Genomic DNA, 20,394 nt, shown 5'->3' on the forward strand with positions numbered 1-20,394 from the left:
GTTACGCCCTCCCCTTGCCGGACAGGGGCGTATTCGGACCATAGCCAGTAGCGGCCCCGGTTCCGACTTTATCGAAGAACTCAACCATCCGGGCGAAACGCGCCTTGCCCTGAGCCTGGGCGGCGACGATACCCGCGATCGATCCAGCACCAGCCGGTCCAAACAGCGGCCGCGCTGAAACCATGTTCGTAAAGTACAGCGCCGGAATCGCCATCTCCTTCGCGTGTTGCACAAGCGGCGTGGTTCCAAGCGCAAGGTCGGGGCGCGCGTCGCGCATCGCCGCAATATCCTGTTCCAGCGAGGCGCGGAACTGGACATGAACGCCCTTTGCCGCCAGCCACTCGCGATCGGCCTCATTCCACGGCGTCCGCGGCGTTGCGGTCCCAACGTAGGGAACCTCAGCTCCAGCCTCGACCATCAACCGAGCCACCAAAAGTTCGGACCCTTCATAGCCCGACACGGTTACCCGTGCCTTGATCGGATGGGCGTCGAGTGCGGCACGAATTGCGGGCAAAGCCCGATCCTTTGCTGCGTCGATCAGTTTGTCGCTGATTCCGACCGCCTTACCAATTCCCTCCAGCCACGCCGCCGTCCCTTCCAGCCCGACCGGGCCGGACCCGACGATGGGACGACCGGCGGTCTGAAACTCACGCACCGAAGCGGTGTAGAAGGGATGGATCGCCGCCACCGCCACGCAATCGAGCGACGCGTAAAGATCGCGCCATTCCCGCGACGGCAATTGCGGCGCCACAGCCAACCCCATCGGGGCCAGTAGACCACCGATAACAACCGGATCGGCCGGGAACAATTCACCGATCAAAGAGACCGTCGGCATCCCTGCGATGCCACCGCGAGGCATTGCCACCGGGCCGGATTCGGCTTCGAGGCGGGCATAGCGCAACATCGCACCGGCCAGGACGTCCTTTGCCTCGGCGTGGGTCGGCACCCCAAAGCCGGGAACCTCGATGGTGATGATGCGAACGCCGTCGATTTGCTTAGGCAGAAGTTCGAGCGGCACGCCCGATGCCGTCGGAACACAGAGATTGATGACGATGACCGTATCGACCTGCTCCGGCCGGGCCATCTGATAGACCGCTTGCCGAACATCCTCGAACACCTGACCACGGACCAGAGTCTCGGAATCGAACGGCACATAGCCGACGGTACGCCGTGCTCCGTAGAAATGCGACGTGAAGGACAGACCGTAGACGCAACAGCCGGAACCGACCAGAATCGAAGCCGTCCGCCGCATCCGCAGGCCGACACGCAATGCGCCGAAAGCCGGACACATCGTCTGGGGCTGATCGTGCGGCCCCTTGGGATAGTCGCTCGCCAGCCGCGCCTTCACCGAGTCCGCCACCCCGCTGCCGGTGCAGCCAGCCGCAATCGGCGCGTCGCCTTTGGCCGGAGGAGGAACGAGGGTGGATGACGACATCAGAAAGCGGCTCCTAGGGGGTTTCGTAAATGATTTCGAGCGACGGCTTGTTGGCCGCCAATTCGCCACCCATATCCTCGGCGGTGGCGGGCACGAGAACCACGTCGCGGCCGACAGCGTCACCCTTGAACAGATTGAGGAGGCCTTCCTGGGACAGCGGCGTGGGTTGAATCGGCGGAGCCACATCGACTTGATCGGCCAGGGCCGCGAACAGCGGACCCCACTCGCCGTCTGGCTGCGCGACGATTTCATACGCGGCAGACAAGCGGCGGATGCCATCATTGGCCGGAATGGTCGCAAGGATCGGAATCCCGACCTGCTGGGCAAAAGCCTGCGCCTCGCCAGTGCCGTCATCCTTGTTAATGACGATCCCGGCCACGCCGACATTGCCGCCGAGGCGACGGAAATATTCAACCGCCGAACAGACATTGTTGGCGACGTAAAGGGATTGCAGGTCGTTGGCGCCGACGACGATCACTTTCTGGCACATGTCGCGCGAGATCGGCAGACCGAAACCGCCACAGACGACATCGCCCAGGAAATCGAGCAGAACGTAATCGAAATCCCAGTCGTGGAAGCCCAACTTTTCGAGAATTTCGAAACCGTGAATGATGCCGCGCCCGCCGCAGCCGCGACCAACTTCAGGCCCGCCCAGTTCCATCGCGAAAACGCCATCGCGCTTGAAACAGACATCCCCGATCTTCACTTCCTCTCCGGCCTGCTTCTTGCGGGCCGAGGTCTCGATGATTGTGGGAGTCGCACGACCGCCGAACAACAGCGACGTCGTATCGCTCTTCGGATCACAGCCGATCAGCAGAACCTTCTTACCGCGCTGAGCCATCATGTAAGAGAGGTTGGCGAGCGTGAAGCTCTTGCCGATACCACCCTTGCCATAGATCGCGATGATCTGGGTCTTCGGAGCCGCTCTGGCTCCATCGCCAGGCTGCGCCCCCGGTGTCGGCTGAGTCGAACCTCCCTTTCCGGCAGGAGGAACGCCATCAAGCGGCGCGGTCATGAGCAAGCTCCCCAATTAAGAATCATCTTCAGGCAGGAAGCATCGCCGAACGCTGTCCGATACGCCTCTGCTGCCTGAGCTGCATCAAAGCGATGTGTGATGAGCCCGTCAAGCGAGAGCTTGCCCTCACGGATCAAAGCCAGCACTGCCGGCATGTCGGGACCCCGCCATTCCGCAGCAATCCGCAACCGCGCCTCGCGCATAAAGGCCGGAGGAAAGGCGAAGCTGATCGGCTCGTGATAGAACCCGGCGAGCACAATCTCGCCCCCTGGAGCAAGGCGACCGATCAGAGTATCGAGGAGCTTGGCGTCCCCGCTGACATCATAAATCGAGCGGTAATCCTGGCGGGTGTCTTCGGACGGCGCGATCACCGTATAGCCCTCGGCTCCGCTGGCACGGTCGGGATTCCGCTCCCACACCACCGGAGATCCACCCCGCGCCACCGCGATCCGCGCCAGCAAACGACCCAAAACGCCATGCCCGATGATGAGTTCGGGCGCCCGCGCCCCATCGGCGGCCACCGCATGATATGCCGTCGCCGCGAGGGCCAGCAGAACTCCCTGCTCGCCCAGAGATTCGTCAACGGAGTGAACCCGCGCACCGGGCACCACGACCCGCGCCGCAGCGCCGCCAAACAGGCCACGCACATCGCCGAAACAGCGGGCACCGGGAACGAACACGCGCTCGCCGACCGTGCGACCGGAGGTCGGCCCCGCCTGGACGATACGACCAACCGATTCATAGCCGGGAACAAGAGGGTAACCCATGCCGGGGAATGGCGGCATCTTGCCCGTATAGAGCAGCCGCTCGGTGCCGGTGCTGATACCGCTCCATTCGATGTCAACGACGACATCCTCGTCGCCCGGAGGCGTCAAGTCGAGTCGGCTGAGCTCGAGGTGCTCAGGTTCCGTGAGCACTACGGCAATCGTGTTCATCCACTTCCCCCAGCGGATTCAAAACGGGTCGCTTCAACCCGGCGCCAGTGTATTCTGCCCGCCCAACGTGTCAATCGATTTCTACGACACCGGCCAAGGCCAAATCACCCCTCGCGGCCGCGATCTAAACACGACCTGAGCAATTAACAACTCTCTGATTTAAAGACACAATCAGACGTAAGACCGCCACACGGCAAGCAGCGAAGGCCGCCAATCAAAAAGCGATCCATCTCCATCTTGAGCACGCTTAGGTAGATTGTTTGTGACAACACAACATTGTCACAAAGGAATGCGCACCCAAGAAAAAACCCGCGAAAGTAACCAAATCGGTCACGGCTCGGAATGTCTCCCCCATTCCGAGCCGTGAATCGATCAGGCGGCGCGGCGCAGCTTCTTCGGCAGCAGGCTCGACACCTGCTGATGAATCATCGCCTGAAGAGCGGCTTGGCCCGGACAATCCGGGATGGCGGCGATGGCGGCAGCAGACAGTTCGTCGAGACGACGCACCGCACCGGCCAGACCGAGCTGCAACGCGGCGCTGGGCCGGTCGTTGGCGCGATCCTGTCCGGTCGGCTTGCCGATTTCTTCCGGCTTTGCCGCGACATCGCGAATATCGTCCAGCACCTGATAGGCCTCGCCCAGCCGTTCGCCCAGGGCGCGCCACGCCTCGGGATCGGCCCCGGCGGCGGTGGCTCCGGCCATCGTCGCGGCGGCAAAAAGCGCACCGGTCTTCTGCTGGTGATATTCGGAGAGGTTGATTTCGTCCTCGCACTCCCAGGCCTGCCCGGCAATGATCCCGGTGGGCGCACCGACCGAGCCGCCAACCATCAGCAGCAGCGGCGCAATCCGTTCGGGATGGGCCGTACCGGCCCGCGCCAGTTGCTCGAACGCCACCACAATCAGGGCATCGCCGACCAACAGGGCCAGGGGTTCACCATAAGCATGGTGAACCGAGGCACGCCCGCGACGCATCTCGGCATTGTCGAAACAGGGCATGTCGTCATGAACAAGCGAGGCGCAATGCAGCAACTCAATCGCCGCCGCCGTCGCGTCGGCCAGACCCGGCGCATCGTCACCGCAAGCAGCGGCAACTGCAAGGCACAACCGTGGACGAAGCCGAGACCCACCGGGAAACACCGCGTGCCGCACCGCTTCCGCCAGCCGGGGCGGGCATCCAGGCCCACTCATCCGCGACAGCGCCGTGGTCAGAGCCCCCTCGACCCGAGCCATGGCATCCATGTTCCCCCCCTCTGTTACAGGTTACCGAATGGTCATCCTTGGCAATATGTCAAATTCCTGAAGCGGATGGAAGCGGATCGAACCCACCATGCCTTCCCGCCATCCCCACATCGGCCAGCCGCATTTTTTTCCCGTGACAGGAGGGGCGAATTCGACGACACCTTCCTCCGGGGTCGGTCGCCTTCAGCGCTGACAAGGATGTCGTGCGCCCTGATGAGGCCACCCCACTGATGACGTCCGGGGGAGATCGACTTATGAACACCATTGGCCTTCGACCGTCCGGAAAGATGCGGCCGTCGCATCAGGCGGCAGGCGGAGACCGCTTGGCGGCCATGGACGGGTTGGATTCATACCCGTCCGACGGAAAAATCGGTGGGGGTATGATCCGCCCTTCGGAATTGGGGTCCTCCGATCCCGGCCCGCTGCCTTGCGGACGCAGCTTTGTCCAAGGATCGGGGCAGACCGGCAATGTCCCCCTGGGTGTGGCCGGAGATCGCGGCCCCAGATTCGACCGGCAGATCCCCAGATCGGGCTATTCCTGGTGGTACATCGACGCTCTCAGTGACGATGGGCAGCACGGCCTGACTCTGATCTTTTTCATCGGCAGCGTATTCTCGCCCTATTACGCCTGGGCGCGGCGGCGCGGTGGCGGCGCGGCGGAACCACTGGACCATTGCTCGGTCAATGTCTGCCTGTACGGAGCCGCTGGAAAGCGCTGGAGCATGACCGAGCGCAACCGCAATGCGGTCCACCGTAGCACCGATACCCTGGTCATCGGGCCGAGCGCGCTGCGCTGGACCGGCAACGCGCTGGAAATCCGCTTGTCCGAGCGCACGTTCCCCCTGCCCGGCCGTATCCAGGGCACGATTCGGGTCCATCCGCGGGCACTGACCGGCCATTCCGTCCGCCTGGACGGGCCGGGCGAGCATTTCTGGTCGCCGCTGGCCCCGGAATCGCGGGTCGAGGTCGAGTTGAACCACCCGGATCTGCGCTGGTCTGGCCCCGGCTATTTCGATACCAATTCCGGGATCGTGCCGCTGGAGAAATCCTTTGTGCGTTGGACGTGGTCGCGAGCGCCGCTAAAGGATGGCACCGCCATCCTTTACGACGTCACCCGGCGCGACGGCAGCGATCTTGCCGTGGCGTTGCGGATCGGCCACGACGGGAAGGTCGAGGAATCCGACTCGCCGCCGGTGGCTGATCTACCGCGCGGAGTATGGGGCGTCGATCGCGCGACCCGCGCCGACAGCGGTCACGCCGCCCAATTGGCCGAAATCCTGGAGGACACGCCGTTCTATACCCGCTCGATGGTCGAGACCCGGCTGTTTGGCGAGGAGGTCACCGGCTTTCATGAAAGCTTGTGCCTCGATCGCTTCCGCACCGGCTGGGTCCAGGCGTTGCTGCCGTTCCGGATGCCGCGCCGGTTCCGTTAAGGAACCGGAGGCTTCCGAGCTATAAGAGGGGAAGAGAGCCGCCAGGACTCTCTTCCCCTCGCTTTCTTTACGTCCGCCACGCCTTCAATCGCCGCGCCGCCTCGATCATGTCGGCATTGGACCCGGCGTAAGACAGACGCAGGCTGCGTCGTCCCCGTAGCGGATCGAAATCGGTGCCGGGGGTCGCGGCAATACCGGTCTCGGCCAGCATGCGGGCGCAAAACGCCTCGCTGTCGTCGGTCCGGTCGGACAGATCGGCGTAGAGATAGAACGCTCCATCGGCAGCGGCCAGTGCCCCAAACCCTGCCGAAGGCAATTCGTTCAAAAGCAAATCGCGGTTGGCACGATAGACCGCAACGCGGGCTTCCAATTCGTCCAAGCAATCGAACGCCGCCTCGGCGGCGACCTGCGAGACGGTCGGAGCTGAGATGAACAGGTTCTGCTGCAAGCACTCGACGGCGCGGGACAGGTCGTCGGGCACCACCAGCCAGCCCACCCGCCAGCCCGTCATCGCATAATATTTCGAGAAGCTGTTAACCACCACCGCATGGGGCGCGGCAGCCATTCCGGCAGCGGTCGCGGCAGCGCGACCATGGGTGATGCCGTGATAAATTTCGTCCGAGATCAGGCGGATATCGTGCAGCTCACACCACATCGCCAACTCGGCAACCTCGTGGGCCGACAACATGCTGCCGGTCGGATTGGCGGGACTGGCGACCACAACACCATCAAGCGGTTCGTTCAACTCTTCAAGAACACGGGCGGTCAATTGCCAGCGGCTATCGGCCCCGACCGGGACATCGACGCACGTGATTCCCACCGCCTTCAGGATATTACGATAGGCGGGATAGCCCGGTGCCGCCACCGCCACCCGGTCGCCCGGCGCAAAGGCCGCGAGAAAAGACAACAGGAATCCGGCCGACGAGCCAGTGGTGACGACGATCTGTTCGGGCCGCACCATGACGCCATAAGCCACGGCGTAATGACGGGCGATGCGGGCGCGCAACGAATCCAGCCCATTGGCCAAGGTATAGCCCAACGGCTGGTTCTCCAGGGCACGGACGGCAGCGGCACGGGCTCCGGCCGGAGCCTGCCCCGAAGGCTGACCGACCTCAAGATGCAGAACATCCTCACCCAGAGCCTCGCGCCGGGTAGCGGCGCGCATCACATCCATCACAATAAACGNGGCAATCGCCCCCCGTTCGGCAACTTTAAAAGCCATTAATCTTTCCCTACTGAAGTGGCCAAACCAAACCCGCGCGGGTCGGTCGCGGCTTCGCATTCAGGCGTCTGCAACATTCCATCGCGGCAGCGAAGCGCCTCAACCCGGCTGGGCATCGCCACGGGACCGGTCTGATGCCCACGCCGGTTCAGGGATGCGGGATCGAGGCGATAAGAGCCGGTTTCGACAAAGGCCGCGTCGGGCGTACCGAGATGGACAACACGCGGCCGCGCCACCGCCTCGGCCAACGCCTGATCCCCGGCGAGCGCGGCCAACATCGTTTCGGCCAGAGCCGCCGGTGCAGTCGCCCCACCCGACGAGGCTCCGGCGAAATGAACCCGCTTGGTATGAGGGTTGACCACCATCACCGTGGTGACGCTGGGCGGAGCGCCCGGACCCGGCGCGGCGGCCAGAACAATCCCGGTGCCGGGCGCGACCACACCCGGACCGAACACGCCACCAGTCCCGACTCCGCAGACGACGGCCGAACCGGTGCCGTCCAAAACGGCAAAACTGGTCGAAGCGTTGGCATCGGGCGGCGATGCCGACGCGCCGGAAACGGATCGGTGGCGGTCGGGGGTGTAATCGGCCATCAGCCGTTCCAGCTTTTCCGGGGCGATCAGCACGCCGGGAGCCTCGGTGGTCCAACCGTTACGCTGCATCCAGCGGGGGCGGTCGGCAAAGGCACGGGCCTGAGCCTCGGCGAGCAGATGGGGCCGCTCATCCTCCGACGCATTGCTCCAACGCGGCCAAACCATGCCGATCAACTCGGCGGTCATCGTGCTGCCGACCGAAGGGGGCGGGGCGAAATGGGCGATTTCATTCCCCACCCGAATCTTCAGGCTGTCGCGCCACGCCGGGCGAAAGTCGCGTAAATCGCTAAGATTGAGGGTTCCGCCCGCGTTTGTGACCGATTTAACCAAATCGCGCGCCATCAACCCCAGATAGAAGTCTCCGGTATTGCGGCGCAGATTGGCAATAATCGCCGCCAGTTCGGGCTGCCGGAGAATGTCGCCCTCACGCAAAATACCTCCGTCGGGGCGGAAGAAAATCGCCCGCGCCGCCGGATCGCGCGACAAGAGCGGCACGACACGGGCCAGATCGCTGGCCAGCGCCCGCGATACCGGCGTGCCGAGACGGGCCAGCCGTTCCGGTTCGGCCAGCAGGCTTTCAAACCGCATCAAACCGAATTTGGCGTGCAGCGCGTAGAATCCCCGTGGATTGGCGGGAACCGCCGTCGTCACCTGCCCGGCCTCGGTCGAGGGCAGCGCCGGAAATTCCAGGATCTCAGTCGTCTTTTTCTCTGCGTCATGTACTATACAGGACCCTCCGCCCCCCAGACTGGCGGTTGACGGCAGGGTCACCGCCAGAGTGTAGTAGAGGGCGGTCGCGGCGTCGGCGGCGTTTCCACCGGCGGACAGGACATCGCGGGCAACCACCGCCGCGCGCGGTTCGTCGGCGGCAACCAGACCGGCAAATCCGCGGACATGGCCGACTGTGCCGATCGGTGGCGTAGATTCGCTACAGGCCGCCAGGCCCAGAACGACCGCCAGGGCAGCGATTCGACGGCTCCGCCCTGCGTGCAACCTTTCGACCGGCGAGGAATGATCCTTGTTCACACGCATCTTCCTTCTGGTGACGATCCTGATCGCGTTGGTGTCGCCGTCGGCTGAAGCCCAACAGTCGAAGCGTCAATTCATTCGCGACGCGGAAGTGGAAAATACCATCCGCGACTTCGGCACGCCAATCTTTCAGGCCGCCGGGCTGGACCCGCAGGCGATCCGCATCCTGCTGATCAATGACCCAACACTCAACGCCTTTGTCGCCGGAGGCCAGAACATTTTCTTTCACACCGGGTTGATCATTCGGTCGGAAAATCCTGGTCAGTTGATTGGAGTCATGGCGCACGAAACCGGCCATATCGCTGGAGGCCACTTGATCCGCAGCACCGATGCGGTTGCCGCCGCCTCGACCGAAGCGATCCTGGCAATGCTGTTGGGAGCCGCCGCTGGCGCGGTCAGCGGCAACGGTCAGGCCGCCGCCGGGGTGATGATGGGCGGCCAGGAACTGGCGATGCGCAACCTGCTGGCCTTTTCGCGCAGCCAGGAGCAGCAGGCCGACCAGATGGCGATGCGCTTCCTTGACGACACCCATTGGTCGGCCAAGGGCTTGCTGGAATTCTTCAACATCCTGGGCGATCAGGAACTGCTGGTCGCGGCACGGCAAGATCCCTATGTGCGGACCCACCCGCTGACCCGCGACCGCATCGCGTTTGTGCGCGAGCACGTCGAAAAATCGTCATTCTCGAACCAGCCCTGGCCGGAGGATTGGGTCGAACGGCATCGCCGCATCAAGGCCAAGCTGTTCGCCTTCATCGAACCGCCGGTAAAGACGATGATGCGTTACAAGGAGAGCGACACCTCGATCGAGGCCCGCTATGCCCGCGCCGTCGCCCTGTACCGCAAGCCCGACATCGACGCCGCGTTGAGCCTGATCGACGGACTGATCGCCGAACGCCCCAAGGACCCCTATTTTTGGGAGCTGAAAGGCCAGATGCTGTTCGAAAACGGCAAGGGACGCGATGCGATCGAACCCTATCGCAAGGCTGTGGAATATCTCCCCAACAGCGCCTTGCTGCGGATCGGACTGGGGCAAGCCGAGATCGAAACCGACGATCCGGCGATGCTGGCCGATGCCGCCGCTAACCTGACCATCGCGGTACGGCTGGAACCCGAGGATTCCTTTGCCTGGCAACAATTGGCGATCGCTTTCGGCCGTGACGGCAAGGAAGGCATGGCATCCTACGCCCTGGCCGAACATTTCCTACTGGCGGGGAAACTGCCCGAAGCCAATTACCACGCCAACAAGGCCGAACAATTGCTGGGGCACCAAGGCTCGATCTGGCTGCGAATTCAGGACATCAAAGCTCAGGCGATCCAGGTCAAAGCGTCCCGCGACCGTGACAAATCCCCCTGGTAAGAGGGGCTTGCCCTGGCTTTGGAACCGGGAGAGCCCAGCCTCCCGGTTCCCTGCTTCATCCCGGCCAACGGATGAAGGACCGTTCCGCCCCTGGTTATCGTAATCCTGCCGTCGATCGGTGCAGGCGGCGATGACGCGACCCCACCCGGACCGGAGAACACGATTACGTTACGAGAGAAAGGCGGAAAGAGCATCAGATGAAGAACTACTTTGAAAGCCCCTTCCGTGGCATCACCCTCGACAAGCAGATCACGAATCCTAACATCGTCGTCGGACGATACAGCTATTATTCCGGCTATTATCACGGGCACAACTTCGACAATTGCGCCCGCTATCTGTTACCAGACGAAGGTGTTGACCGATTGCTGATCGGGAGCTTTTGCTCAATCGGTTCAGGGGCGGCTTTCATCATGGCGGGCAATCAAGGGCACCGGAACGACTGGATCAGCACCTTTCCCTTCTACTGGATGAGCGACGTGCCTGCATTCGCAGGAGCGGCGAACGGCTATGAACCGGCGGGCGACACCGTGATCGGAAACGATGTCTGGATCGGCTCCGAGGCGATCATCATGCCCGGCGTCAAAATCGGCGATGGGGCGGTGATCGGAACCCGTGCCCTGGTCACGCGCGATGTCGAACCTTACGCCATCGTTGGCGGCAATCCGGCGAAACCGATCCGCAAGCGTCTCGAGGACAGGCTGATCGCCCTTTTGCTTGAGATGAAGTGGTGGGACTGGTCCGACGATCAGTTGACTGCGGTCATGCCGCTTCTGACCAGCGGAGACGTGGAGGCGCTGCACCGTTATTTTGTTCAGAATATCCAGGCACGCTGAACATATGTGCCCGCTCCGTCTGTATGAGCGGGCGCATTAACAGCAAAGATGCCGTCGCGGCGAGAACGGCCTTTCACCGCGGCGAAGAAATCACCGTGACGATTCCGGCGCGTGGCGCAATTCCAGGATCACTTCGGCATCGACTTCGACTCGCACCGGCTGTGCCGCCCCCTCCCCCTGGGGAGGAGCGCCTTCAGCGGCCATGGCCATGGCGCGCATTCCTTTCATCATCACCGGCGGACGAGACGACTGACTGAGGGAAAGAGTCTTGTAGCCGACGATGGAAAGCCCGGTCGCCCGCGCCGCCAGCGCCGCTTCCTGGCGCAGAGCGGAAAACGCCTCGGTCACCAGCGCCTCATGAACGCTTGCCCGCGCTTCCGGGCTTAACTGATAGTCCATTCCGATCATCGCCAGCCCCTCGCCTTGCAGATCCCCGGCCAGGGCGAGCAGCGGGTCGAAGCGACGCGAGGTCAAATCGATGGTCTGCGACGCCCGCCAGATCGGCGCGGCTGAGGATTTAGCCTGCGGTTCATTCCGGCTGGCGTAGTAAGGGCCGGTGGCGATCGTCACACCTTCGACCGTCCGTGCCTTGGCCAGAGCGGCGGCAACGATCCGATTGAGTATTTTCTGAGACGTTGCGGCATCGGCCCCTTCGGCCTCGGCGCGCAGGGTAACGCGGATCATGTCGGGAGCGATCAGGGTCTCGGCCGATTCGTGCAGAGTCAGAACGGTCTGCAACGGTTCGGCTGCGACCGCGACAGGGCCGGTCCCGCCCATTAGACACAGGGCGATCCCTCCCGCCATCAGGAATGCTCGCATCTTCGTTATCCTCCGGTTCGTCAGCAGACGATTCATGCTCTTCTTTTTCCAGACCCCGGACACCATATTTTTTCTGTGGCAGAGGCCGCGTGGCCCCCACTCTTGAATTTCCGGGCATCAGGGCGCAAGGATGTATGACCGGAGGGATGAATACGTAGGAAGGGAGGGAGAGTGACGGAATCCGACATACCTCCCGACGAGCAGGAGCGGTTCGAGGACTTTGCCGCCAGGGTTGATGGCACGAACATTAGTGCCCAAACCCTTCTTGCAACCGATTACCTAAACCATTTCAACGAGATCGTTATGTTGATCGACATGATTCCGGACATGCCGGACATGGTGGAGGACTGTAAGCTGTGGGAACCCCGCACCTATAAAGAGCATTTTGCTCAATCCAGCTTCAAGGACCGCCAATTCGCGATCGAAGCTTACGATCATGTTCCAGCTAAATTTCGCCGTCCGTTCGAGGAAACCCTATCCCAACTGAACGCGGTGATTCTGGGCGGTGTCGCCCGCCTGGAAGAAGAAATCGTCGCCGGTTCCGACCCCGGCTTGGTCGCCGAACACGTCAAGGCGATCAGTCGGGCCGCTCAGGCCCTGATGGATTGCGCCAACGCCATCATTCACGGCTCGGATCGCGCCATGGCCCAGGTCGAGATCGATTCCCTGTTGGGGTAAATCACACCCCGCACAGCCGGTGCGGGCCGATATCGAGATGCAAATGATCGGCATGAACGGCATTGTAGTTCGGCGTCAGCACCACGCTGAAATGCCCACAGGCGGCGCGGGCGATCTCGTTCAGGAAGGCGGCGTTGCGGCCCCCGGCACGCCAATCGCGCTTGACCGAGACAATTGAGCCGTCGGCCAGTTCGAAGCCGCCGATATCGATCGCCTGTCCCTTCGCATGCTCCGACAGACGCCCCCCACGCACTGGCTTGCCCGCAGCGGCGGCCGCCGCCGTCGCGTCGGTGCGACGGGTCCGGCATTGATAGGTGCCCATGTGCAACAGGCGGACGACGCGCTGGCCGAAATGGCGTTGTGCCGCCGGTTGAACCTCGTCGGCCTCGAAACGATCGACCACCCGCATCGTGGCGCAGGACAGCACGCCCGGACGGCTCCAGTCCATTTGCCCGTCGGCGGTAATCTTGACCGGATTGGCAATCTGGCAGGCGGGCGAGGCCCCCACCATCGCCAGCGGCTCGAACACAACGGAGTGATCGCGCAAATCCTTAAGGCAGGCTGCATCGGGATCGAGTATTGGCGGCGGCGAAGGCGGCGGCGCGGAAGATCGCTGCGGCGATCCGGCACAAGCGCCGACCAGCAACGCGGCCGCAACCGTCAGATATCGGACAGACCGCAAGATCGTCCCCTTGTCATCCGTGGAGAACCGCACTTGTAACGGAGCAGACGTAACGAAGTCACGCCCATTCCGCCCGACGCGACAACGCATTGGATTCACGCGGCCAAATCGGCTAACACATCTCCCGGCGGCCAGGGGGGACAAACCCAGTCCGTGCCGCACACCAGGGAGAGACGGAAGATGCCCTATCAACGGATCACGCTGACCCATTTCCTGCTTCAGGAGCAGCGCCGCCTGGGCGGCACCGGCTCCTTCACCGGACTGATGACCGACATCATCTTCGCCTGCAAGATGATCTCGCGCGAGGTCAACCAAGGCGCACTGTCCGGCAATCTGGGGAAGGCGGGAACCGAGAACGTCCAGGGCGAAGAGCAGAAGACCCTCGACATCCTTTCCAACGAAATCTTCATGCACATGAACGCGATCGGCGGAGCCTATGCCGGAATGGCATCGGAAGAGATGGAGGATGTCCGCCCGGTCCACAGCGCCGTCGATGGCAAATATCTCCTGCTGTTCGATCCGCTCGACGGATCGTCCAACATTGACGTCAACATTTCGGTCGGCACGATTTTCTCGATCCTGCGCCTGCCTGAAGGTGCCTCGACCATCGCCGAAGCCGCCTTCCTGCAAAAAGGCGTGAAGCAGATCGCCGCCGGTTACGCCATCTACGGCTCATCGACGATGCTGGTTCTGACCACCGGCAACGGCGTCAACGGCTTCACCCTCGATCAGTCGATCGGGATGTTCATGTTGACCCACCCCAACATGACCATTCCCACCGATACCCAGGAATTCGCCATCAACGCCTCGCGCTCGCGGCATTGGGAACCCCCGGTGCGGCGCTATGTCGATGAGTGTCTGGCCGGAACTGAAGGCCCGCGCGGCAAGAATTTCAACATGCGCTGGGTCGCCTCGATGGTCGCCGAAGTCCATCGCATCCTGTGCCGGGGTGGCGTGTTCATGTATCCCGCCGACGCCGAAAATCAGGCCAAGGGCGGCAAGTTGCGGCTGATGTACGAAGCCAATCCGATGGCGTTCATCATTGAACAGGCTGGTGGCGCCGCCAGCACCGGACGGGGCCGCATTCTCGACATCCCGCCGACCAAGCTGCACCAGCGGGTGCCGGTGATCCTGGGATCGCGCAACGAAGTCACCCGTATTGCCGGCTATCATGCCGAATACGACGCGGGCCGGGTCTAGGGCGTTCAGCCCCTCGCGCTCTCTCCGATAGGAGGAGCGCGAGGAACCTCGCTTTAATGATCGCCGTGACAGCCGCAGGGACCAGCCGAATCGGCGGCGGCCGGAGCCAGTGCGCCATCGACGTAATTGCGAACGGCGGCAATCGGGTCGGTTTCATCGGTCAGAACGGTCACGATCCCGCGCGCGTCCATCCGCCGAATAAAGCCTTCACCGGCGCTGCCCGCCACCACCACCTGAGCCTGATCGAGCGGGTGCGGTCCATCACCGACGAAATCGTGAATTGCCAGACCCTCGGCCAAATCCAGCCGCCCGATTTCACGCACAGGCTGACCGGCGGCGGCTTCGAACAGCAGGAAACGACGGGTCTTACCCGCATGTTGGGTCACTTTGGTGAAGTTCTGACTGGCGACGGCAACGATCATGCGATGTGTCTCCCACGAAGATGAAGGGACAGCCTAAGCCTGTCCGGCCCAGGCGTCGTTGAATTCACTTAATCGCCATCGGCGATCCGCTCCAACGCCGCGATATCGCGTTCGAACAAATTGGCGGCGATTTCCCGGACCACGCCCTGGCGCTTGAACTCGGCTACGGTCTTGCTGGCGGTCTCGGTGGTGACGCCCAGCAACGCGCCGACATCCTCGCGCCCGAACAGACGGCAGCGCCGCGCCTCGACTGGAGCCAGCAGCAAGAACAGCCGTGCCACCCGTTGACGAGCATTGCCGGTGGACAGATCGCGGATACAGGCATGAGCCTTGCGCACCGATTCATGCCACTTTCGCATCAGTTGGGTGTTGAGCTTGGACGACAGCGCGCCGATCACCGCCTTAGGGATGCGGCAAACCTTCGACGGTTGCAGAGCAATAGCGGCATGTTCATAGCTTTCAGCCAGCATCGCCTCCAGCCCCAGCACGTCGCCCGGCCCAGCCAGACTGACGATCCGCTTGGTCCCGTCGGGCAGATATTGCTCCAGCTTGACCAGCCCCTCACGCAGCGTGAACAGCGCCCCTGCGGCCTGCTCGGCCCGATACAGGGTCGCGCCGGGCGGTAACCACAGATCGTCAATCGGCAGATGAATCGCACTGAAATCCTGGGCGTCCAGGTCAGCGAACAGGACCAGATCCTGGATCGGGCACCGATCGCACGAGGCGAGGCCATGCCATGCGGCTTCGATTTCGACTCCCTTCATCCGTGTCCTCTATGGGTTGGGGGGCGGCGGCGAATAAACCGCGCCGATCCGCGACGATAGCCGTAAGCGCGATCAGAGACCAGGATGGCGGCGCGGAAGGTTGCCAAGGCGCTATCGCCCGGAGTAGGTTTTCCCTCCGATAATTCACAGGTCCCTTGCTTCAGGATAATCGCCATGCGCCCCGACCTTGCGGCAAAATACGATCTTCGCGTTCCCCGCTACACCTCGTACCCCACTGCGCCGCATTTTCATCCCGGCGTAACCGGAGAAACCTACCGCAAGTGGCTGGGCGGGCTTGATCCCGCGCTTGAACTGTCTCTGTACCTCCATGTCGCGTTCTGTGCCGATATGTGCTGGTTCTGCGGCTGCCACACCAAGGTGACCCGACGCTATGCGCCGGTCGCCACCTATATGGAAGCCGTGTGGCGTGAAATCGAGATGGTGGCCGATGCCCTGCCCCAGCGCATGCTGGCCCGGCACATCCATTTCGGCGGCGGCAGCCCGACGATTCTGACCCCCACCGATTTCGTCAAAACCGTCGAACTGCTCAAGAGCAAGTTCCTTCTGCGTGATCAGTCCGAGATCGCGGTCGAGCTTGATCCCCGTACCGCCGACGAAACCTATATCAAAGCCCTGGGCAGCGTCGGCGTCACCCGCGCCTCGATCGGCGTCCAGGATCTCGACCCCGAGGTGCAGAAGGCGATCAACCGCATTCAGCCCTATGAGGTCAGCGAACGGGTGGTTGGCTGGCTGCGGCAGTACGGCGTCTCCGAAGTCAATGTCGATCTGGTCTACGGCCTGCCGCACCAGACCCTCGACGGCCTGCTGAAGACGATCGATACCGCCCTCACCGGCTTCAAGCCGCGCCGTGTCGCTCTGTTCGGTTATGCTCATGTGCCGTGGATGAAGAAGCACCAGCGCCTGATCCCCGAGGCGGCGCTGCCCGATACCGATACGCGCTGGCAGATGTACGAACAGGGCTGCAAGATGCTGGCCGATCATGGCTTCGTCCAGATCGGTCTCGACCATTTCGCCGCCCCCGACGACGCGATGGCGATTGCCCTGAAGAACAAGACCCTGAACCGCAACTTCCAGGGCTACACCACCGATACCGCCTCGACCCTGATCGGCTTTGGCGCATCGGGCATCGGCTCGCTGCCCCAGGGCTATGTCGTCAACGAAGGCGAGGTCCACGCCTATCAGCGCCTGATCTCCGACGGGATGCTGGCCACCTCGCGCGGGATCGCGATCAGCGACGACGACCGTCTGCGTCGTGAAATCATCGAACGGCTGATGTGCGATCTTGAGGTCGATATCGATGCAGTTGCCGCGACCCATAAGGTCGATGCCGCCCAGTTCGATGCCGAGATCGACACGCTTGGCCCGCTTCAGGCCGATGGTCTGGTGACTGTCGATGGTCGCCGCCTGACCGTCACCGAGGAAGGCCGGACCCTGGTCCGCGCCGTCTGCGCCGCGTTCGACCGCTATCTGAAGGCGGGCGAACAGCGGCATTCAAAGGCTGTGTAACTAAAATTCCGACCCTGCCGCCCCCTCTCTTCCCGAGTGGGGGCGGTCTTGGGCCGTTGCTCCTATTTTTCGCTCGCCCGCTGCTTATTGAAACGCAGCAGACAAATCGAAATCACCATCACCATAATCAGACCGCCCAGAACGCCCAATTCCAGCATCGTCGAATGCAGGATCGCCTGACTTTCCGGCGACCAGCTCCCAGGATGGTTGGCTTGAGACGATTGAAGGGTGATGCTGAGGACGCGCCGGATCGACGCGATCAAACCGACGATCAAAAACGGCTCGCACACCAGAGTCCCGGTTCGAAACGAGTCGCGGACGGTGTGGAGGATTTCCACCAGCATCAAGACGAACAGCAGACGGTCGATCGTAACAATGATCTTCTCGGTACTGCCGATATCGTGCACCGCGCCCCACAAAGAGGCTCCGGCATTACCGATGCCGATCAGCGCCGTCAAAGCAATCATCCCACCCAGGACGATATAGGCGAACACTTCTATTTTAAGAAAACCGCGCGTGGCGATCTGGCTTATGCGGGAAATTTCTTTGTCGGAATGATCGCTCTCGCTCATAAGGCCCCCTAGTCTTGTATCGGTCTCACGTCGATCGGAGAGCGTTCTCTGACGCCCGTCCATGAACCGATAGTGTAGCGGAAAGACGATGCGGAGGGCAGACCAGAGCCGCGGCCCCTCCGGGGCTGGCGTGGCTCTAGGGCAGCATCCAGTCGAAAAGAGCGAAGGCTGCGACGCCAGCGAACACTGTCATAAACAGGCTTCGCGTCACGATGCCGACGATAAAGCTGGCGAGGGTGGCCAGCAGTGAGAGACTCCAGCCCGCTTCGGTAAAGGCTGGGTGCATCAAAAGCTCGCTCACAATGAGCGCCGCCATGATCGCGGCAGGCACGAAGTTCAGCCACTCGCGCACCGCGACCGGAAAGGTCAGGTGGGATAGCAACACGATCGGCAGAATCCGCAGGGAAACCGTAACCCCGACGCACAGCAGCAGGTTCAAGGAGAAGGATGAAGCCATGAATGAGTCCGTTGTCGGTTGCGAAACGAGAGGATGGCGCTGACCAGCGCGCCGAGCATCGTGGCGACCAAGAGGGTGACGTTCGGCGGGGCCAGATGGAAAGCCGCCACCACCACCCCCGCAGCGACCACAATGGCAACGAGTTCAAGCCCGCGGGTTCTGCTGGAGAAATAGGTCAGAAGCAGCAAGCCCACGAACATGGCCGTGAGGCTGAAACTCAGACTGTTGATCATGGCTTCGGGCAGGTGCTGCGCCAGCATCGCCCCGACGAGATTGGCCGCGATCCAGTTCAGATAGGCGATGGAATTCAACCCCAGAAGCCACGGGAACGGCAGATCGCCGCAGGCCTTGGCCCGCTGCACCGCGATTCCAAACGTCTCATCGGTGAGCAGCGCACCACCGATGAGCTTTTCCCAGACACCCTTCCCCTGGAAGAAAGGAGCCAGGGAGGAACTCATCAGCAGATAGCGGGCGTTAACCAGCAGCATGCCGAGGACGAGGGCAAACTCACCAGCATTGGCGAGGACAAGGGAGTAGAACAGGAATTGCGCCGACCCCGCATAAAGCAGTGCCGCCAGCGCCACGATTTCTACTATTGAAAAGCCCGATAACGTGCCAATCCCGCCAGCGGCAAAGCCGATGCTCCAATAGCCCAGCACCGTGGGAAGACAGGCGATAACACCGGCTCGGAATCCGTCCTGTGGCGAGATGGTTTGCTGAAGAGTGTGTTGGCGTGTCGTCATTTCTCGGTGCCCCAGGCAGAGGCAATAAGCTCGCCTCGGCAGCATATCATCAACATCGATCACCCTTGAGGCGCAGGGCGAAGCACCTCTTTGTCGAAGGGCTTCTGCCGCGTCCGTTTGCCCGTCGCGGCTCGGTGCATACCTCACATTAGAAAAGACAACATCTTACGCGATAGGAATATCCTGTCATTTGGACGGCGTGCCCGATGAGTTGTGGACGGAGTGGTTCACGTCGGCGGCGTTGGAACCGTTCGAGTCCGATTGGAAATTCCTGCTCTCGACACTTACCCGGAACGGGCACTAACTTCGCTTGGCACACCTCATACCGGCCAACCCAGGATTTGACCCGTTGGCCGGTTGGTCTCATTTGCAGGGCGATGGATGAAAAGACGTCGGGACGATATCCGACTCTGGACCGATCAACAGATTTTCGGCGGCCTTGAGATCCTCAAGGCGAGCTGCGTTGAATTCCGCTATCCGCTGCACTCGCACGAGGTGTTTGTGATCGCGGCGCTCCGGGACGGCGCCCAGAAACACCAGATCGCCCGATATCGCGGCGTAGCCTATCCGGGAACGGTGATGATTATCCCTCCGGGCCAGGTCCATACCGGCGAGAGTGCGGAGCGCGACACTGGCTGGGACTATTCGGCGCTCTATCCGAACCCGGACGTGCTCGAAGCCCTCTCGCGCGAGCTGTTTCGTGACAGCGGTGGTTCGCTTGATTTCGGCACGAAAATGTTGATCGAGGATCCTGAGCTGGCGGCAAGGCTGATCGAATCGTGCGAAATCGCCGAACATTCGCCAGACGCGGTTGAGCGGGAGGAAGCGGTCTATGGCGCGCTGGACGTGATGATAAAGCGTTACGGCCAGCGCACAGGGAAGGGTAGCTTCCGCAAGGCTCCCGACGCTCGGATCCGCCATGCGTTGGACTATATCCATGCGCATTTCCACGAGCGCTTGAGGCTCAAGGACATCGCCGAACACGTCGATCTTAGCGAGTTCCATTTCATGCGCACGTTTAAGGCGCAGATGAACGTTACCGTTCATTGCTATCTCACGCAGGTGCGCCTTGATGCGGCCAAGGTGCTGCTGGCGGCGGGGAATCCGACTGCCGATGCCGCCGTCAGCACCGGGTTCTACGACCAGAGCCACTTTACCGGCAGTTTCCGCCGCTATTTCGGGGTCACCCCGTCACGCTACGCGACGGCTTGCCGGTAAACTTGTGTGTGGTCAACGACAGAGCCGATGGCCACGGGCGAACTGAGGGGAGCATCCCCAGTCAGAGATCGTTGGTTCCAAAGGAAGCGGCGTCTGATTTCGTGCCACAAGACAGGGCATGACCGACAAAATTGCCTCAAAAATCGGCACACACCACAATGCGCCGGATCCATCAGGAATATCCGGCTTTACCCTCAAACCGTCCACAGGTCTATCCACAG

At 62.2% G+C, this 20,394-nt stretch carries 20 protein-coding genes; 7 read left to right on the top strand and 13 right to left on the bottom strand.

All coding sequences use genetic code 11. From position 1 onward, the window contains the following. Position 1: 1 nt before the first annotated feature. The 4 genes from bchY to PHAMO_RS06080 form a co-directional block, all read right to left on the bottom strand. Positions 2-1,435, bottom strand: a complete 1,434-nt coding sequence (gene bchY / locus PHAMO_RS06065) for a chlorophyllide a reductase subunit Y (RefSeq protein ID WP_002727465.1) — start codon at positions 1,433-1,435, stop codon at positions 2-4. Positions 1,436-1,448: 13 nt separating this feature from the next. Then, on the bottom strand, positions 1,449-2,450 hold the full coding sequence (locus tag PHAMO_RS06070; protein ID WP_002727467.1) for a chlorophyllide a reductase iron protein subunit X: 1,002 nt from the start codon (positions 2,448-2,450) through the stop codon (positions 1,449-1,451). Next, entirely contained in the window at positions 2,447-3,385 is a 939-nt protein-coding gene (bchC, locus tag PHAMO_RS06075) for a chlorophyll synthesis pathway protein BchC (RefSeq protein WP_002727469.1), read from the bottom strand. The genes PHAMO_RS06070 and bchC overlap by 4 nt, the downstream gene beginning before the upstream one ends. A gap of 372 nt (positions 3,386-3,757) precedes the next feature. Continuing rightward, positions 3,758-4,624 (bottom strand): polyprenyl synthetase family protein, encoded by an 867-nt coding sequence (locus PHAMO_RS06080; RefSeq protein WP_002727470.1) that lies wholly within the window; start codon positions 4,622-4,624, stop codon positions 3,758-3,760. Positions 4,625-5,004: 380 nt separating this feature from the next. On the opposite strand from PHAMO_RS06080, the gene PHAMO_RS06085 reads away from it, so the two are divergent. Next, complete coding sequence (locus PHAMO_RS06085) at positions 5,005-6,057, top strand: carotenoid 1,2-hydratase (protein WP_235720801.1); 1,053 nt, start codon at positions 5,005-5,007, stop codon at positions 6,055-6,057. Positions 6,058-6,124: 67 nt separating this feature from the next. On the opposite strand, the gene PHAMO_RS06090 is transcribed toward PHAMO_RS06085, so the two are convergent. Further along, entirely contained in the window at positions 6,125-7,279 is a 1,155-nt protein-coding gene (locus tag PHAMO_RS06090; protein WP_002727475.1) for a pyridoxal phosphate-dependent aminotransferase, read from the bottom strand. Further along, the gene (locus tag PHAMO_RS06095) at positions 7,279-8,904 is read right to left on the bottom strand and encodes a gamma-glutamyltransferase (RefSeq protein WP_002727477.1); all 1,626 of its coding nucleotides are present in this window, start codon (positions 8,902-8,904) and stop codon (positions 7,279-7,281) included. The genes PHAMO_RS06090 and PHAMO_RS06095 overlap by 1 nt, the downstream gene beginning before the upstream one ends. Here PHAMO_RS06095 and PHAMO_RS06100 point away from each other — a divergent pair. Continuing rightward, positions 8,891-10,258, top strand: a complete 1,368-nt coding sequence (locus PHAMO_RS06100; RefSeq protein ID WP_002727479.1) for a M48 family metalloprotease — start codon at positions 8,891-8,893, stop codon at positions 10,256-10,258. The two genes, PHAMO_RS06095 and PHAMO_RS06100, sit on opposite strands and share 14 nt — an antisense overlap. Positions 10,259-10,455: 197 nt before the next feature. Further along, positions 10,456-11,091 (top strand): type B chloramphenicol O-acetyltransferase, encoded by a 636-nt coding sequence (gene catB, locus PHAMO_RS06105; RefSeq protein WP_002727480.1) that lies wholly within the window; start codon positions 10,456-10,458, stop codon positions 11,089-11,091. A gap of 90 nt (positions 11,092-11,181) precedes the next feature. On the opposite strand, the gene PHAMO_RS06110 is transcribed toward catB, so the two are convergent. Next, positions 11,182-11,910 carry an SIMPL domain-containing protein gene (locus PHAMO_RS06110; RefSeq protein WP_002727481.1) on the bottom strand — a complete coding sequence of 243 codons (729 nt, stop codon included), beginning with the start codon at positions 11,908-11,910 and terminating at the stop codon, positions 11,182-11,184. Between the two features lie 171 nt (positions 11,911-12,081). On the opposite strand from PHAMO_RS06110, the gene PHAMO_RS06115 reads away from it, so the two are divergent. After that, on the top strand, positions 12,082-12,588 hold the full coding sequence (locus tag PHAMO_RS06115; protein ID WP_002727482.1) for a hypothetical protein: 507 nt from the start codon (positions 12,082-12,084) through the stop codon (positions 12,586-12,588). Position 12,589: 1 nt separating this feature from the next. On the opposite strand, the gene PHAMO_RS06120 is transcribed toward PHAMO_RS06115, so the two are convergent. Next, the gene (locus PHAMO_RS06120; protein ID WP_002727483.1) at positions 12,590-13,270 is read right to left on the bottom strand and encodes an extensin family protein; all 681 of its coding nucleotides are present in this window, start codon (positions 13,268-13,270) and stop codon (positions 12,590-12,592) included. A 180-nt stretch (positions 13,271-13,450) separates the two neighbouring features. On the opposite strand from PHAMO_RS06120, the gene PHAMO_RS06125 reads away from it, so the two are divergent. Further along, entirely contained in the window at positions 13,451-14,470 is a 1,020-nt protein-coding gene (locus tag PHAMO_RS06125; protein WP_002727484.1) for a class 1 fructose-bisphosphatase, read from the top strand. A gap of 53 nt (positions 14,471-14,523) precedes the next feature. Here PHAMO_RS06125 and PHAMO_RS06130 read toward each other — a convergent pair whose 3' ends face one another. Both PHAMO_RS06130 and PHAMO_RS06135 read right to left on the bottom strand, forming a co-directional pair. Continuing rightward, positions 14,524-14,892, bottom strand: coding sequence for a NifB/NifX family molybdenum-iron cluster-binding protein (locus tag PHAMO_RS06130; RefSeq protein WP_002727485.1), 369 nt, complete (start codon positions 14,890-14,892; stop codon positions 14,524-14,526). 68 nt (positions 14,893-14,960) lie between these two features. After that, the gene (locus PHAMO_RS06135) at positions 14,961-15,656 is read right to left on the bottom strand and encodes a Crp/Fnr family transcriptional regulator (protein WP_002727488.1); all 696 of its coding nucleotides are present in this window, start codon (positions 15,654-15,656) and stop codon (positions 14,961-14,963) included. 174 nt (positions 15,657-15,830) lie between these two features. On the opposite strand from PHAMO_RS06135, the gene hemN reads away from it, so the two are divergent. Continuing rightward, positions 15,831-17,183, top strand: coding sequence for an oxygen-independent coproporphyrinogen III oxidase (hemN, locus tag PHAMO_RS06140; protein WP_002727490.1), 1,353 nt, complete (start codon positions 15,831-15,833; stop codon positions 17,181-17,183). Between the two features lie 62 nt (positions 17,184-17,245). Here the strand turns inward: hemN and PHAMO_RS06145 are convergent, their stop codons facing one another. The 3 genes from PHAMO_RS06145 to PHAMO_RS06155 all read right to left on the bottom strand — a co-directional run bounded on the left by PHAMO_RS06145 (position 17,246) and on the right by PHAMO_RS06155 (position 18,955). Beyond that, the gene (locus tag PHAMO_RS06145) at positions 17,246-17,755 is read right to left on the bottom strand and encodes a phosphate-starvation-inducible PsiE family protein (protein ID WP_002727491.1); all 510 of its coding nucleotides are present in this window, start codon (positions 17,753-17,755) and stop codon (positions 17,246-17,248) included. A 136-nt stretch (positions 17,756-17,891) separates the two neighbouring features. Next, on the bottom strand, positions 17,892-18,212 hold the full coding sequence (locus PHAMO_RS06150) for an AzlD domain-containing protein (protein WP_002727496.1): 321 nt from the start codon (positions 18,210-18,212) through the stop codon (positions 17,892-17,894). After that, positions 18,191-18,955, bottom strand: coding sequence for an AzlC family ABC transporter permease (locus tag PHAMO_RS06155; RefSeq protein ID WP_002727498.1), 765 nt, complete (start codon positions 18,953-18,955; stop codon positions 18,191-18,193). Before PHAMO_RS06155 ends, PHAMO_RS06150 begins: the two co-directional genes overlap by 22 nt. A 381-nt stretch (positions 18,956-19,336) precedes the next feature. Here PHAMO_RS06155 and PHAMO_RS06160 point away from each other — a divergent pair, with 381 nt between their 5' ends. After that, positions 19,337-20,173, top strand: a complete 837-nt coding sequence (locus PHAMO_RS06160; RefSeq protein ID WP_002727499.1) for an AraC family transcriptional regulator — start codon at positions 19,337-19,339, stop codon at positions 20,171-20,173. Positions 20,174-20,394 lie beyond the last annotated feature (221 nt).

The organism is Magnetospirillum molischianum DSM 120, assembly GCF_000294655.1.
GTDB lineage: Bacteria > Pseudomonadota > Alphaproteobacteria > Rhodospirillales > Magnetospirillaceae > Phaeospirillum > Phaeospirillum molischianum.